Origin of the sequence: Moorena sp. SIOASIH, assembly GCF_010671925.1 — a bacterium.
Taxonomy (GTDB): domain Bacteria; phylum Cyanobacteriota; class Cyanobacteriia; order Cyanobacteriales; family Coleofasciculaceae; genus Moorena.
The window spans coordinates 1,570,584-1,584,925 of record NZ_JAAHIH010000001.1 but is presented as its reverse complement, the minus strand read 5'-3'; the positions used below and the strand labels follow the sequence as shown (position 1 = coordinate 1,584,925).

General features: G+C 40.3%; 18 protein-coding genes. 10 read left to right on the top strand and 8 right to left on the bottom strand.

The genetic code is table 11. The annotated features are described in order from the left end of the window. Positions 1-403 precede the first annotated feature (403 nt). Both F6J90_RS06885 and F6J90_RS06880 read left to right on the top strand, forming a co-directional pair. Positions 404-772: a hypothetical protein gene (locus tag F6J90_RS06885; RefSeq protein WP_293091702.1), complete on the top strand. Its 369-nt coding sequence runs from the start codon at positions 404-406 to the stop codon at positions 770-772. After that, a complete protein-coding gene (locus F6J90_RS06880) occupies positions 753-1,379 on the top strand; it encodes a heme-copper oxidase subunit III (protein ID WP_008186856.1) in 627 nt (208 codons plus the stop codon). Before F6J90_RS06885 ends, F6J90_RS06880 begins: the two co-directional genes overlap by 20 nt. A 36-nt stretch (positions 1,380-1,415) precedes the next feature. Here F6J90_RS06880 and F6J90_RS06875 read toward each other — a convergent pair whose 3' ends face one another. From F6J90_RS06875 to F6J90_RS06860, 4 genes are all read right to left on the bottom strand, one after another. Beyond that, entirely contained in the window at positions 1,416-1,763 is a 348-nt protein-coding gene (locus F6J90_RS06875) for a hypothetical protein (RefSeq protein ID WP_293091701.1), read from the bottom strand. A gap of 118 nt (positions 1,764-1,881) precedes the next feature. Further along, positions 1,882-3,120, bottom strand: coding sequence for a type II CAAX endopeptidase family protein (locus F6J90_RS06870; protein WP_293091700.1), 1,239 nt, complete (start codon positions 3,118-3,120; stop codon positions 1,882-1,884). 372 nt (positions 3,121-3,492) lie between these two features. Continuing rightward, positions 3,493-3,855, bottom strand: a complete 363-nt coding sequence (locus F6J90_RS06865; RefSeq protein ID WP_293091699.1) for a hypothetical protein — start codon at positions 3,853-3,855, stop codon at positions 3,493-3,495. Between the two features lie 68 nt (positions 3,856-3,923). Beyond that, positions 3,924-5,192, bottom strand: a complete 1,269-nt coding sequence (locus F6J90_RS06860) for a type II CAAX endopeptidase family protein (protein WP_293091698.1) — start codon at positions 5,190-5,192, stop codon at positions 3,924-3,926. A 298-nt stretch (positions 5,193-5,490) separates the two neighbouring features. Here F6J90_RS06860 and F6J90_RS06855 point away from each other — a divergent pair, with 298 nt between their 5' ends. Next, entirely contained in the window at positions 5,491-5,676 is a 186-nt protein-coding gene (locus F6J90_RS06855) for a hypothetical protein (protein WP_293091697.1), read from the top strand. Positions 5,677-5,680: 4 nt separating this feature from the next. Then, on the top strand, positions 5,681-7,438 hold the full coding sequence (locus F6J90_RS06850; protein ID WP_293091696.1) for a hypothetical protein: 1,758 nt from the start codon (positions 5,681-5,683) through the stop codon (positions 7,436-7,438). Here the strand turns inward: F6J90_RS06850 and F6J90_RS06845 are convergent. After that, positions 7,386-7,592, bottom strand: coding sequence for a hypothetical protein (locus F6J90_RS06845; RefSeq protein WP_293091695.1), 207 nt, complete (start codon positions 7,590-7,592; stop codon positions 7,386-7,388). The two genes, F6J90_RS06850 and F6J90_RS06845, sit on opposite strands and share 53 nt — an antisense overlap. A 313-nt stretch (positions 7,593-7,905) precedes the next feature. On the opposite strand from F6J90_RS06845, the gene F6J90_RS06840 reads away from it, so the two are divergent. The 6 genes from F6J90_RS06840 (at position 7,906) to F6J90_RS06815 (ending at position 12,832) form a co-directional block, all read left to right on the top strand. After that, positions 7,906-8,316, top strand: a complete 411-nt coding sequence (locus F6J90_RS06840) for a hypothetical protein (RefSeq protein WP_293091694.1) — start codon at positions 7,906-7,908, stop codon at positions 8,314-8,316. Positions 8,317-8,427: 111 nt separating this feature from the next. Then, positions 8,428-8,775 carry a DUF433 domain-containing protein gene (locus F6J90_RS06835; RefSeq protein ID WP_293091693.1) on the top strand — a complete coding sequence of 116 codons (348 nt, stop codon included), beginning with the start codon at positions 8,428-8,430 and terminating at the stop codon, positions 8,773-8,775. Positions 8,776-8,956: 181 nt separating this feature from the next. Beyond that, positions 8,957-9,916 carry a XamI family restriction endonuclease gene (locus F6J90_RS06830; RefSeq protein WP_293091692.1) on the top strand — a complete coding sequence of 320 codons (960 nt, stop codon included), beginning with the start codon at positions 8,957-8,959 and terminating at the stop codon, positions 9,914-9,916. A 2-nt stretch (positions 9,917-9,918) separates the two neighbouring features. Further along, positions 9,919-11,460 carry an Eco57I restriction-modification methylase domain-containing protein gene (locus tag F6J90_RS06825; RefSeq protein ID WP_293091691.1) on the top strand — a complete coding sequence of 514 codons (1,542 nt, stop codon included), beginning with the start codon at positions 9,919-9,921 and terminating at the stop codon, positions 11,458-11,460. 741 nt (positions 11,461-12,201) lie between these two features. Beyond that, complete coding sequence (locus F6J90_RS06820) at positions 12,202-12,357, top strand: hypothetical protein (RefSeq protein ID WP_293091690.1); 156 nt, start codon at positions 12,202-12,204, stop codon at positions 12,355-12,357. 238 nt (positions 12,358-12,595) lie between these two features. Then, positions 12,596-12,832: a hypothetical protein gene (locus F6J90_RS06815; protein WP_293091689.1), complete on the top strand. Its 237-nt coding sequence runs from the start codon at positions 12,596-12,598 to the stop codon at positions 12,830-12,832. 214 nt (positions 12,833-13,046) lie between these two features. On the opposite strand, the gene F6J90_RS06810 is transcribed toward F6J90_RS06815, so the two are convergent. Genes F6J90_RS06810 through F6J90_RS06800 form a run of 3 tightly spaced genes read right to left on the bottom strand, consistent with a single transcriptional unit; the run spans position 13,047 to position 14,326 of the window. Beyond that, entirely contained in the window at positions 13,047-13,187 is a 141-nt protein-coding gene (locus F6J90_RS06810; protein ID WP_293091688.1) for a hypothetical protein, read from the bottom strand. Then, positions 13,175-14,134, bottom strand: coding sequence for an aldo/keto reductase (locus F6J90_RS06805; RefSeq protein ID WP_293091687.1), 960 nt, complete (start codon positions 14,132-14,134; stop codon positions 13,175-13,177). Before F6J90_RS06805 ends, F6J90_RS06810 begins: the two co-directional genes overlap by 13 nt. Before the next feature lie 30 nt (positions 14,135-14,164). Next, a complete protein-coding gene (locus tag F6J90_RS06800; protein WP_293091686.1) occupies positions 14,165-14,326 on the bottom strand; it encodes a hypothetical protein in 162 nt (53 codons plus the stop codon). Between the last annotated feature and the right edge of the window lie 16 nt (positions 14,327-14,342).

Here is a 14,342-nt window from a genome sequence, read left to right as displayed (position 1 = left end):
GTGTGGGTTGAAGGTTGAAGGTTGAAGGTTGTTTGGTTGAAGGTTGAAGGTTGTTTGGTTGAAGGTTGTTTGGTTGAAGGTTGAAGGTTGTTTGGTTGAAGGTTGAAGGTTGTTTGGTTGAAGGTTGTTTGGTTGAAGGTTGAAGGTTGAAGGTTGTTTGGTTGAAGGTTGAAGGTTGAAGGTTGTTTGGTTGAAGGTTGAAGGTTGAAGGTTGTTTGGTTGAAGGTTGAAGGTTGAAGGTTGTTTGGTTGAAGGTTGAAGGTTGAAGGTTGTTTGGTTGAAGGTTGAAGGTTGAAGGTTGTTTGGTTGTTCGCCTTTGGCGTTGCCTTCGGGTAGGTTATTTGGTTGCTGGTTGCTGGTTAATGGTGCCTGGTTATGGTCCCAACCTGCTAACCTTGGCCTATTGGCCACGCTACGCGAACAACCGATTAACCTTGGCCTATTGGCCACGCTACGCGAACAACCGATTAACCTTAAACCTGCTAACCTTGGCCTTTCGGCCACGCTACGCGAACAACCTGCTAACCTTGGCCTTTCGGCCACGCTACGCGAACAACCTGCTAACCTGCTAACCTTGGCCTTTCGGCCACGCTACGCGAACAACCTGTTAACCTTCAACCTGTTAACCTTGGCCTATTGGCCACGCTACGCGAACAACCTCTTAACCTTCAACCTCTTAACCTTGGCCTTTCGGCCACGCTACGCGAACAACCTCTTAACCTTCAACCTGCTAACTTACTCTAAAGGAATTTATGCAAGGCTCAACGATTGATCCGTCTAAAACTAGCCTCAACTATCATCATGAGGTTGAGGCGGCAGAGGTACATCACGAGGAGCATCCGGATTTTCGGATGTTTGGTTTGGTGGTGTTTCTGGCTGCTGATAGTATGACCTTCTTGGGAATGTTTGCCGCTTTTTTAATTTATAAAGCGACTATGCCAGCTTGGCCTCCAGAGGGTACAGAATTAGAGTTATTGGTGCCAACAATCAACACCATCATCCTGATTACTAGTAGTTTCGTCATGCACCGGGGCCAGAGTGCTATTAAAAAGAATGATGTCTCTGGTTTGCGACTCTGGTTTGGGATCACTGCTCTGATGGGTGCTATGTTCTTAGGAGGACAAGTCTATGAGTACACCCATGTAGACTTTGGTCTGACTACTAACTTATTTACCAGTTCTTTCTTTGCCTTAACTGGTTTCCATGGTCTTCATGTTACTTGCGGACTCGGGTTAATTGTGTTAGTATTATTGCGATCGCTAAATTCAAAGCACTACTCCAGTGAAGAGCATTTTGGTGTAGAAGCTGCAGAACTCTACTGGCACTTCGTTGATGTGGTGTGGATTGTTCTGTTTGTAATCGTGTATTTGATTAATTAGTTTCCGCCACAGTTTGGTTAACAAAGTTTTGATGCACTACCCCCGATTGGGGGTTTTTTTTTGGAGGTTGAAGGTTGAAGGTTGAAGGTTGAAGGTTGAAGGTTGAAGGTTAACTGGTTGAAGTGCGTAGGGTGCGTTAGGGGCGGACTTGTCCTTATTTTTCGCCTCGTGGCCAGGGTTGGGATAGTCCGCCCCGTAACGCACCACCTTTGGACTTGCCCTTATTTTTCGCCTCGTCGCCAGGGTTGGGATAGTCCGTCTGGGAATATTGATAACCGGCAAGATGCCGGTTCCACCAAGATGCCGGTTCCACCAAGATGCCGGTTCCACCAAGATGCCGGTTCCACCAAGATGCCGGTTCCACCAAGATGCCGGTTCCACCAAGATGCCGGTTCCACCAAGATGCTCGTTCCACCAAGATGCCTGTTTATGGATAGTGGTAGCGCTAATCCAAACAGGACAGGTGAATTTAACCCGTTCGATTACTTACAATTTTAAACAATCACTTAGGATTTCTATAGTAGGGAAGGATGTCATCTTTTTTAGGAAAATTTCGATATAAAAATACCATGATAACGGCAAACGATATAGCTGCGACAATTGCTTTTTGACCTAATAATGGTTCCATGGAAACTCGATAATCGTTTACCGAAACGAAGTCAACGTTTGAGCTACTATAGTACCGTCCAATCATAGAAATTGTAACAATAGTATTGTGAAGACCATGAAAAATTATTGGTACTATTAATTTGCCAGTCTTCAAGTATAGAACACAACATATAGTTCCTAAAATGAACAACCATACAATATCGAATCGAAAATGGTAAAGGGCGAATAATAAAGATGAGGTAACTATTCCCACTTTTATACCCCATTTCATTGCCCACTTCTGCAAGATTATCCCACGAAAAATCAGCTCTTCCAATAACGGAGCAAAAACAATTGCTAAAAAGCTCCAAAATATTAGCCCTATAACATTGGTGACTTCTGATTTATAAATTAAGTATTCAATATATTCTGGGGAAATAAATGAAATATAATATAAATTAAGCGAATTAAAGCTCCAAGCAAAAGCATATTCTAAAATAACTAGAAAAATAATTAAATTGAGATTGTTTTTTTGCTTTAAAATACCCAAATTAAAAATACCAAATTTTCTTAAATCGAATCCAAATCTTCGGAGCTCTAAAAATAAAAATAATCCGATAAATAACCATATAACTACACTTATTACTGTGTTAAAATTTGCATTTTCGATAATCTCACTAAAATCATTGTTATTCACCAAACAAAACAATCCGACTATTGTCAAGATGTAAATTGGAAAACCTAGAAACCAAAATAAGAAAAACTCAGGGATATTAAGCTTATTAAAGGGGTGATTTATTGAGTCTTTAGCCAAGGACTCTTCTGAATAAAATTTATTTCTCTTTGTCGGAAAAAGTAATAAGACTGATAAGCCCCAAATACTTAATAATCCTAACCATCCCCAATTACTGGCATATCCCTTGTCGTGAATATATAGACGGCAGCCTTTTACAAGAGGCACATATCCATATAAAAGTAATCCTAAAATCAGTAAAATAATGAGTGGAAATAAAGGTATAAATAATGAGTAAAAAAAACTTTTGAAATTTTCTAAAATTAATCCAAAAGTTAATAACGGAATAAACTGGAAAGCTAATCCCCAAAGAATTAGGTTGATAGAGTTATTTTTGGAATTGGTATTCTTGATTGTCATTGTCTAAGTAAGTAATATAATATAGCGTTTATCGCAGTTATGATGTACATTATTATTTGAGTTTAATTCCCTTAAAACGATCTTGAATATTGGCTTTTGCCTTAAAAGGATAAGCAATGTCGCTCATAAGTATGATAATTGCTATATAATCCTTTCATACCAATGGCATAGAGAGGATTGACAAAAACAGAGGGAGTGGGCAAGCTTGAAAGCAGAAACCACTCATCAGTTATCAACATGGCAATAATTAAATTCCCTATCCAGAAAGCCCTGTGGGATAGCTGATGTCAAGTGGTTAATTGGAGCCACTTTGGACATCTGACTGCAAACGTACCACTACTGTTCTTCCTACCTTTTTTCACTCAATCAGGATTATTTGGTTGAAGGTTGTTCGCGTAGCGTGGCCTTTTGGCCAAGGTTAACCGGTTGTTCGCGTAGCGTGGCCTTTTGGCCAAGGTTAACCGGTTGTTCGCGTAGCGTGGCCTTTTGGCCAAGGTTGAAGGTTGAAGTTACGTAGTGCGTAGGGTGCGTTAGGGGCGGACTTGCTCTTATTTTCCGCCTGGTCCCCAGGGTTGGGATAGTCCGCCCCGTAACGCACCACCAAAAGGCTGCCACTGATTTTCCGCCTGGTCCCCAGGGTTGGGATAGTCCGCCCCGTAACGCACCACCAAAAGGCTGCCACTGATTTTCCGCCTCGTCCCCAGGGTTGGGATAGTCCGCCCCGTAACGCACCACCAAAAGGCTCGCTAATCCAAACAGGACAGGTGAATTTAACCCGTTGGATTACTTACCATTTTAAACAATCACTTAGGATTTCTATAGTAGGGAAGGATGTCATCTTGTTTAGGAAAATTTCGATATAAAAATACCATGATAACGGCAAAGGATATAGCTGCTATAACTGCTTTTTGGCCTAATAATGGTTCCATTGAAGCTTGATAATCGTTTATCGAAATTAATTCACCGTTTGAGCTACTATAGTATTGTCCAATCATAGAAATTGTCACAATAGTATTGTGAAGACTATGACAAATGATTGGTACTATTAATTTGCCAGTTTTAAAGTATAGAACACAATATATAGTTCCTGAAATGAACAATGGTACAATATTAAAATTCAAATGGCAAATCGCAAATAATAAAGATGAGGTTAATATTCCAGCTTTAATACCCCATTTTATTGCCCACTTCTGCAAGATTATCCCACGAAAAAATAGCTCTTCTAACAACGGAGCCAAAACAATAATCGAAAAGCTAAAAAATAGCATCCCTATAAGATTTGTGAATTCTGATTTATTAATTAGTTTTTCAAAAATATAATCTGGAACAATTAATGAAAAATAATATAAATTCAACGAATGACATGCCCAAGAAAAAGCATAGTCAAAAAAAACTATAAAAATAATTAATTTAAAATTAATTATTTTTTGCTTTAAAATGCCAAACTTTTCAAAAACGAATCCAAATTTTCGGATATCCCTAACTAAAAATAGTCCTATAAATAAGTATGTAAATGTAACATATAATTCAGGTAATATATCCCAGGTTACACTTGAAAAAAAATCAACAAAGTTACTGTCATTTGCCAAGCAAAATGATACAATAATCATCACAATAATTGTAAATACAATTATAAAGATTGTCAAAGTTGTCGCAATTAAAATTGGTAAAGCTATCGAGTAATATAAGAACAATTCAGTAATATTAAGCTTGTTAAAGGGAAAATTTATTGAGTTTTTACCCAAGGACTCTTCTGAAGACAAATTAGTTCTCTTGTCCGGCAAAAGTAATAGGACTGATAAGCCCACAATACTTAATAATCCGAACCATCCCCACTTACTTGCATATCCCTTTTCGTAACTATATAGACGGCATCCTTTTACAAGAGGCACATATCCATATACTATTCCTGATATAGTTAAATGACTTAAAAATCTAGGAAATGGTAATGAAAAACCTTCACAAATCAATAAAGTTAATACACAAATTAATAACGGAATAAACTGGAAAGCTAATCCACAAAGAATTAGATTGAAAGATTCATTTTTGGAATTGGTATTATTGATTGTCATTGCATAAATAGGTAATAGACTATTATTGTTAACGTGAATTCGACGAACTATACAAAACTGAAAGAAAGACCCTAGACTAACTTTCAAGCAATTAGATTTCAGCCACCTATGACCAGCATTGTATAGTGAGAGGAGATCACACGCATTTTCCGTGAGGTAGAGATTTTTGCTAATTGTTCCAGCACTATTGGCAAAAATCCTAGTGTTACTTGACTCTAATTACTCCGATATGAGTACCACCACTAATGTGGTAATTTGCTGCTTCTCAAAGCATTTCATCCCAATGGCATAGAAAGGATTGACAAAAACAGAGGGAGTGGGCAAGCTTAAAAGCAGAAACCACGTATATAGCGTTTCTCATAGTAATCAGATACACAATATTTGTTCCCTACTCCCTACTCCCTACTCCCTACTCCCTACTCCCTACTCCCTACTCCCTATTCCCTACTCCCTACTCCCTACTCCCTACTCCCTACTCCCTTGACTAAATGATTCTCCGTATTCACAGATTCCTAACAACTCCTTGTAACAAACGATTTACTCCTCAAGTTATCTTTTGGTTTAGCCTCAGCCTAACCTTTACCGTAGTGTATAGTCTGCTGGCACTACGGGAAGCGTTCAGCGGTGAGTATATTGTCCAAGATGATGCTCGACAACATATATTTTGGATGATGCGATTTCTTGATCCAGAGCTGTTTCCTAAGGATTTAATTGCTGATTACTTTCAAACGGTTGCTCCAGCTGGCTACACTACTGTCTATCGAGTGATAGCAGCATTGGGTGTTAATCCATTGCTATTTAACAAACTCTTACCGGTAGTGTTGAATCTGGTTAGCGCTAGCTATTGCTTTTGGGTATGTCTGGAATTGTTGCCAGTACCAGCAGCTGCCTTTAGTGCTACCCTGTTGCTGTCTCAAGCTTTGGGAATGACTGATACGGTGGTGTCTGGAACACCGAAGGCGTTTGTCTATCCCCTGTTGTTGGGGTTTATGTATTACCTAGTGCGGGGGTCATTGTGGTTTTGTTTGGGTGCGATCGCACTCCAAGGTCTATTCTATCCCCAGTTAGTATTTATCTCTTCCGGTACCTTAGTTTTACGACTATTTGAATGGCGCAATGGTAAGTTAGGGTTATCCCAAGAGCGACGTTGGTTGTGTCTCGCGGGATTGATAGTAGCCTTTTTGGTGATGCTACCCTATGCTCTGAAAACCAATGAGTTTGGTCCAGTGATTTCTGTAGCTGAAGCCAGACAGTTACCAGAGTTTTTTCCAGGGGGGCGATCGCGTTTTTTTTATGACGATGATCCCGCTAAGTTTTGGTTAAAAGGCAGAAGCGGAATTCGTCTGACTTCGATTCTTACTCCAGCTACTAATGCAGCGGGATTTTTACTGCTGCTCTTGCCCTTATTTCCCAATAAACTTCCCTTAGTAAAGCAGATCAGTAAAGAAATTACCCTTTTGCTCCAGATGGCGCTAGCGTCTCTCGGGATGTTTGTTGCTGCTCATATTTTGCTATTTAAATTGCATCTTCCTAGTCGCTATACTCAACATAGTCTCAGAGTGATCATGGTGCTAAGTGCTGGCATAGTTTTTATCATTCTGATTGATAGCGTATTTAAGTGGGCAAGCCAGTGTAGTCAAAGCGGTTTTTCTAACTCTGGTTTTTCTGTAATTTTTTCTATACCTAACGTTTTGGCGATAGCAACTACTACGATAATTGCAGCAGCTTTACTATTATATCCTAGTTTTGTGGATAATTTTCCCATTACTGCTTATAAAGTGGGGGATACTCCATCCTTGTATAAATTTTTTCAACAACAACCGAAAGATAGCTTAATTGCTTCTCTGTCTCCAGAGATGAATAATATTCCAACCTTTGCTCAGCGTTCGGTTTTGGTAGCGAGTGAGTATGCTATTCCTTACCACGTCGGATATTATCAGAAATTTCGACAACGAACTCTTGATTTAATTGATACCCAATATAGTGCTAATCTCTCCGTTGTTAAGGAATTTATTAAAAAGTATGATATTGATTTTTGGGTACTAAACCCAATCGAGTTAAAAGCTGATGCTATTAAAGATAGAAAGTGGTTAAAGCAGTATCAGCCAGCAGCTAATCATGCTATTCAACAACTTGAACAAGGGATAAAACCTGCTTTGGAACAAGTGATGGCATCCTGTTCGGTGTTTGAAACTAAGGGATTGGTGGTTTTGGAGGCGAAATGTATTGTTGGGAATAGGGAGTAGGGAGTAGGGAGTAGGGAGTAGGCAAGAGGCAAGAGGCAATAGGCAAAAGGCAAGAGGCAAAAGGCAATAGGCAAGCCACCTTGTCTACCTTACCTATATGATAAATGCTATAAGGTTTCTTATAGTTATAAGGTACATTCAATTTTCTTACCACTGTTCCCTGTTTACTGTTCCATAAAATCAAATAATAAAGTCGATAAAATCATTAAAAAGTTTAGATTTTTTTATTAAAATGCTTATTTATAAATGCCGTTAATAGCTAATTGTTAAAAATGCCAACAGTAAAAATTTTATTTTGTGAAATTTTGTTAAAAATTGCCAAAATTATCTTGACAATATGGGAGTTATTAGTAATAATAAAAATGTCTGGTATTTCGATATGATGATTATCGGACAAAAAGCCGCGCTTCTTGAGAGCATCATTCCAACAGCGCGGCTTATTCCCCAAGGACATTGGAGCTAATTCCATGATGCCAAATAAACGCTCAACTGATCATGCTATCTATTACCAACGATACTTAGACCGCCTGGCACAACTAGCAGGGAAGAAACCCACTCGCCCAAAATCCTATCCTCGTCCCCTAACTGACCTAGACCGAATTCTGATTCAACTGTACAGTAACTGGCAACTGGCCATGACACCAAAGGAATTCATCTCGAAATGGGAAGTCAGTCGAGAAGAAATGGCATTAATCTGCTCCCGCTCCATTGCAACAGTTAACAGCTGGTTTTCTGGAACTAAGGGCTATAAAGCTCCTGCTGCTGAGGTGTTACGACATCTTGCCCTAATGGATTTTTTGTTAGAAAATTTCGATGCTATTCCCAGGGAGTTGTTGGAGCGATTATGTGGTAGTAATCTTGAAGGTTATTCGCCGTAGGGATACTGGTAAACAGGTAGTGGTTTGGCTACGATCTGGTAAAGGTTTCGGGCGCTAAAACCACTACTTGTGTACGACTGCCAAACTTACTAATTTATTGACGTAATGATCATGTCAAATCAAGCTTTAACAGACTATTTCAACTTTCTTGCTCCTACTGACATTCGCCTCAAAGGAACAAGAATTGGTATTGAAACTATATTATATGACTATCTAGACTGTCATAAAACCCCAGAAGAAATTGCTCAAGCTTATACATCATTAACTCTAGAACAAGTCTACGCTACTATCCTCTATTACCTGCAAAATCAAAACGCTGTCAGCGAATATATGAAAAACTGGCTCTTTCATGGTCACACCATGAGGGAGCAGCAACGACTCAATCCGCCTCCTATTTCTGAGAAAGTGCGCCAATTAAGAGCAATAAGAAAAGCTAGGCAACAAGGGAATGAGTCTTAAGTATCTAATTGATGAAAATGTTAATTCTCTCTATCCGTAAGTATTCAGTCATCAGCTATTAGCTATCAGCTATCAGCCAGTTGATTAGTTGATTATACGGAAACTGTCTGTATAATTAATAATTAAGGTCACCAGCACATGAAGCATCATGCTTAAATATTTCAAATCGAAGGATTAAAAATTGGCAGTTAATAGAAACAAAGTAGACCAATGGAAAGCTGACGTTGCTAAGTCAGTAGATTATTACAATCACTGGTTCATGACCTTTGCACCTAAAGCTTTCAGAGACACCCGCATTGAAACCAAAAAACAAGTTGAACAAGCCCTTCAATGGACTGAAAACTTGACAAACATTAGCCCTGAAACGCTTCAGTGTCACCCTTCTATATTACCAATGCTAAGAATGACCACTTGCCCACCTATTGCCCGTGATCGTCTTGTTGGTCTTGCTGGTGTTTCACCAAACTTGGTGAAGAACATGGAAATTGATAAACGTGTTCCACCAAAGATGAAGCACCCCGAACTTATAAAACAGTTAAAAATTATCGGGGACATTATCGAAAAGATGGTAGACCCTGATATTTTCGTTTGGAAGGAACGTGGTGACAAAGGAACCAAAGACGAAGTTGACCGTGCTTCAATTATTGTTGCTGACCGCCTTTGCGGTGCTGTTGCTGATCCAATTATTCGCAACGCACAAGAACAACGTCAACTTGCAGCCATAAAAGCATGGCTTGAAGCCCGTGGTTATCGTGAACTTAATCCCGGGGAAGCTAAAAACTTCCTTTCAATGCCAAACGGTACTTTTTCATTCAGGTTCAATGTTCCAGTAGAACTTGACGGTGGAAAGCAAGTCAATATTCCCGTTGATGCTGTCATCATGCGCAAAGATGCCAAAAAAGGCGATTTTCCCGCATTATTTGAAGCCAAATCAGCGGGGGATTTCACTAATACTAATAAACGCCGGAAAGAAGAAGCGGTCAAAATTCAACAGCTTCGCAAGACCTACGGTGATAAAATAACTTTTGACCTATTTTTGTGCGGTTACTTTGACTCTGGTTACTTAGGGTATGAAGCAGCTGAAGGTATTGATTGGGTGTGGGAACATCGAATTGATGATTTGGAACAATTTGGATTTTAACAATGACAAAGTTTACAGCACTTGAAAGCCGACGTCAGGAGATACAAGTTGAACTTGACAGCTTAAAAACTCAAGAAGAGCGCAATATCATGGGTCAGTTTTCCACACCAATTGCCCTAGCTAAGGATATTATTACCCATGCTAAAAATCTAATCCCAAAGCACGACAAGATTCGTTTTTTTGATCCAGCTTTTGGTACTGGTGCCTTCTTTAGTGCCTTAACTAGCACTGTTTCATCAAGTCGTATAGAAGCCGCTACAGGGTTTGAAGTTGATGAACACTATGGAAAACCAGCCCGGGAATTGTGGTCTAAAACAATGCTTGATTATCAACTAAAAGACTTCACGAAACAAAAGCCACCCGCTGAAGAATGTGATAAGTTTAATTTGATTATTTGTAACCCACCATACGTTCGGCATCATCATATCAATGGCCAAAAAAAACGCCTACAGGCTAAAGCTCTAGAATCTGCCAATATGAAATTGTCTGGCTTAGCAGGTCTTTATTGTTACTTCATGGCGCTTTCACATGGCTGGATGAATGAAAATGCTATTGCCGCTTGGTTGATTCCAAGTGAATTTATGGACGTGAATTATGGTCAGTCAGTCAAAAACTACTTGTTGAATGAAGTAACCTTGTTACAGATTCACCGATTTGACCCAAGTGATGTGCAATTTGATGATGCTCTAGTTTCCTCAGCTGTTGTATGGTTTAAAGGTAAAAAATCCGATAACAACCATAACGTTAAATTCACCTTTGGCGGAACCATCCACAAGCCAGCACAGGAAAAAGACATTAGTTGGAAAGTATTGACTACTGAAAAGAAATGGTCTCGCTTTCCCTTGTATGACCAACGTCAAAAAACCGGTTATCCAAAGTTAAGTGACTTCTTTGCAGTTAAGCGCGGCATTGCCACCGGTGACAATAAGTTCTTTATTCTTTCCCCTGTACAGATTGAAAGCCTAAACTTACCTATTGAACAATTTCGTCCAATTTTACCAAGCCCGCGATACTTAGATACTACTGAAGTAAAAGCGGATAAGGATGGCAACCCGGAAATTAAAAACCCGCTATTTGTGCTTGATTGTAAATTGCCTATTGATGAAATAAAGCGCGTCTATCCTGACTTGTATTCTTACCTTAAAGCAGGGGTTAACGCTGGTGTTTCCAACCGCTATTTATGCAAAAGCCGTAAAATTTGGTATTCCCAAGAAAGGCGACCTGAAAGCAGATTCTATTGCACCTATATTGGACGTTCAGATAAACAAGGGAAAAAGCCGTTTAGATTTATTCTAAACCAATCAAAAGCAATTGTTAGCAACTCATATCTTATTCTCTACCCCAAACCAGATTTGGAAAACGCCATAAACGAAAATCACAACTTGGACAAATTGCTGATAGAAGCGCTTAACCAGATTACTGGGAAAGCTATGGTTGCTGAAGCTAGAGTTTATGGTGGAGCGATGTATAAATTAGAACCGAAGGAACTGGCTAATGTGCCAGCATTTGAGCTGCAGGGGTTGCTATCAAAAGGATATAAGTAAGGGGAGCATTCAGAAAGTTGCTAGGGATAAACTTGTAGTGGTTTTGCTAGGGTCTGGTAAAGGTTTCGGGGGCTAAAATCACTACTTGTGCAGGGCAAACCCATCTAAATTCTATAAGCCTTACTCAGAAGAGATTTAAAAATTAATCAGTATAAATACTTATCGCATTAATCTCATATCCAGTAGGCATTTCAAAATAAGATGCTTTTGCCCTGAAAATACTTGACATGTCAAGGACATGTACTTGACATGCTTACATTTAATAAAATTAGGACTTACGCAAATACCTCTAGTTAACGCTACCTGTAGTGTTGCTAAAACATTGCCAACCCTACCCATGGATTCTGTGCTCAAAAGAGCTTTGGGTACTGTAGGGCATACAGGAACCTGGATCATCGATCCAAACGCTTTAGGAGAGTGCGACCTCTACTCTTCCTGATTCCGGTCTGGAAAAGCCACGTTGGGTCGTTGATTAAAGAATCCCCGCTCTTATAGAGTGTCAACTGTACTTGACATGTCAAGTACAGTTGACATGTCAAGTAGATGTCCTTGACATGTCCGGCATGTTTAGCTATATTACATATAGATCCGATCAGACTTGACACAAGATTAATTCTCGGGATATGCTATGGATAGCTTAACCGGGAAGTTTTGCATTTCAGATTTTTTGGAGTCTGGTTGGATCTAACCATCGACTCATTCTTCTGATTCGCAGCGCTTGGTAATGCTACTAATCTGGAAATGGTCGATCTAAGAGGTATTCTTAAAGAGCCAGTGAGTCATACCAATGACTCCTATACCTTTCTCGAAGGCCACGCCAACACAGCCCTAGGTGATAGTATCGCCATTTACATCCTGATTACAGGAACCATTGTCGGGTGTATCTCAAAGTTGTAAATCTATAACTCAGGGAAGTTGAGGAGTGTTTTAGCCTTCAATGGTGGTAGTCATTGGTACCTCTAACACAGTGTATCTGTGTGATTTACTGTGCTTTGCCTGGTTGCCATATAGGTGGACTAGTTCCAGATTTTAAGACTAGAAAGACTCAGCCAGAATCAGTTTCCCAGCCGGTTTCTGGCTGCTGTCCTTCTACAATATAAAATTCAAACGGCTCTTAAAGGGCCGCTAAATTTCTATGGTATCACAGCAAAATTCCCATTTCAATGTGGACGTTAGCCAGGTTGTTGGTACATCAACAGCTCCACCAACTACCGATATAACTCCTAGTGGGCTACCTATCCTCGTGATCCAAGGTGGAGCAGCAGTGGCGGGAGTCATTGTCGTAACTGTTTACTCTACAAAAATCCTAGGAGGCATAACGAAGCTGATCGAAGCGATAACCAAATTAGTTAAAGAAGCAAAGGAGGATTGATCACTGGATAGCCTAAATTGATCAACTTGGGTTATCCTTGTTAATTTCCTTGAATTCCCAGATAGTTGTTTAGACTATCTGGGAAATAGTTTTGGTTACTGACAGTAAGCAATCAGCAATCAGCAATCAGCAATCAGCAATCAGTTATCAGCAATCAGTTATCAGCAATCAGCAATCAGTTATCAGCATTTGAATAAAACCGGTAAGCATTGCTTTAATCTGAGTTAAGTCCCAGCGTCGTTCGCACAGCGTGGCCAAAGGCCAAAGCCTGTGCCACGGCTGACCGCTGACCGCTGACCGCTGACCGCTGACCGCTGACCGCTGACCGCTGACCGCTGACCCTTAAAGATCCCACATCACTGGATTATCATCTATATGATCGGTAACCAACCGTCCAATCTGATCAATGTCTTGTAGCTCATCAGCAGACAGCTTAACCTCAACAGCTTGAGCATTTTGAATAGCTTGGTCACTATTTCGGAATCCTGCGATCGCATTACTTTGTGGCTGAGACATCAACCATGCCAGAGACAACTGAGCCAGAGTACACTGATGACGCTCTGCAATTGGTCGTAGCTGAGCTAATGCTTGCTGTGCTCGTTGATAGTTATCACCGTTGAACAACTTATTGAAGCTGCGATTATCCCCTTCCTCAAACTTGTGCTCTGGACCAAACTTGCCAGTTAATAATCCCTGAGCTAAGGAAGAATAAGCAATAATCGAGATATTGTGCTCTACACAGTAAGGCATAGCATCTTGCTCCACCTGACGCCAAAACAGAGAGTAGGGAGGCTGCAGGCTATCAATTCGTCCGTACTGAGAAGCTTCTGCTAACTGGCTGCGGGAAAAATTGGAGACTCCAATTGCCCTAATTTTGCCTTGCTCTTTCAACTTATTGAGAGCCCTCATGGTTTCCTCAATTGGCACTACCTCACTTTGAAAGGTTCCAGAAGGCCAGTGAATCTGGTAGAGGTCGATATAATCTGTCTTCAGGTTTTTCAAGGAACCCTCACAAGCCTCGATCACCTGGTCATATTTAAGATGATTTGGAAACACTTTGGTAGCATAAACCAGTTGGTCGCGTACCTCTGCTAGAGCCTGACCAACAATTTGTTCCGAGTGACCCTGCCCGTAAAGTTCTGCAGTATCAACCGTAGTTATCCCCGCCTCAAATCCTGCTCGCAGCCCTTTAATGGTCTCAGCATCTTCAATGCCTACCCACATAGATTTACCGGCCTGCCAAGTGCCCATGATAATCGGGGTGATTTTTACCTCCGAAGTGCCTAAGGCTCTGGTTTCCATCCTTAACTCCTTTAACTTTTTCGGCCTTACTTAATAATGGAATGATTTTAAGAGTTTTGTGGAACAGGCATCTTGGTAGAATGGGCATCTTGGTAGAATGGGCATCTTGGTGGAATGGGCATCTTGGTGGAACAGGCATCTTGCCTGTTTCCTGCTTAGGGCAGGCAGGATGCCTACCCCACTCTTATTCATTCAAAAATTCAGCAAG

Excerpts from the sequence above, each read along its gene's own strand:
- F6J90_RS06820 (WP_293091690.1), top strand. The coding sequence starts at position 12,202 with ATGGTCGATCTAAGAGGTATTCTTAAAGAGCCAGTGAGTCATACCAAT.
- F6J90_RS06860 (WP_293091698.1), bottom strand. The coding sequence starts at position 5,192 with ATGACAATCAATAATACCAATTCCAAAAATGAATCTTTCAATCTAATT.
- F6J90_RS06800 (WP_293091686.1), bottom strand. The coding sequence starts at position 14,326 with ATGAATAAGAGTGGGGTAGGCATCCTGCCTGCCCTAAGCAGGAAACAG.
- F6J90_RS06835 (WP_293091693.1), top strand. The coding sequence starts at position 8,428 with ATGTCAAATCAAGCTTTAACAGACTATTTCAACTTTCTTGCTCCTACT.
- F6J90_RS06805 (WP_293091687.1), bottom strand. The coding sequence starts at position 14,134 with ATGGAAACCAGAGCCTTAGGCACTTCGGAGGTAAAAATCACCCCGATT.
- F6J90_RS06850 (WP_293091696.1), top strand. The coding sequence starts at position 5,681 with ATGATTCTCCGTATTCACAGATTCCTAACAACTCCTTGTAACAAACGA.
- F6J90_RS06870 (WP_293091700.1), bottom strand. The coding sequence starts at position 3,120 with ATGACAATCAAGAATACCAATTCCAAAAATAACTCTATCAACCTAATT.
- F6J90_RS06815 (WP_293091689.1), top strand. The coding sequence starts at position 12,596 with ATGGTATCACAGCAAAATTCCCATTTCAATGTGGACGTTAGCCAGGTT.
- F6J90_RS06840 (WP_293091694.1), top strand. The coding sequence starts at position 7,906 with ATGATGCCAAATAAACGCTCAACTGATCATGCTATCTATTACCAACGA.
- F6J90_RS06825 (WP_293091691.1), top strand. The coding sequence starts at position 9,919 with ATGACAAAGTTTACAGCACTTGAAAGCCGACGTCAGGAGATACAAGTT.
- F6J90_RS06880 (WP_008186856.1), top strand. The coding sequence starts at position 753 with ATGCAAGGCTCAACGATTGATCCGTCTAAAACTAGCCTCAACTATCAT.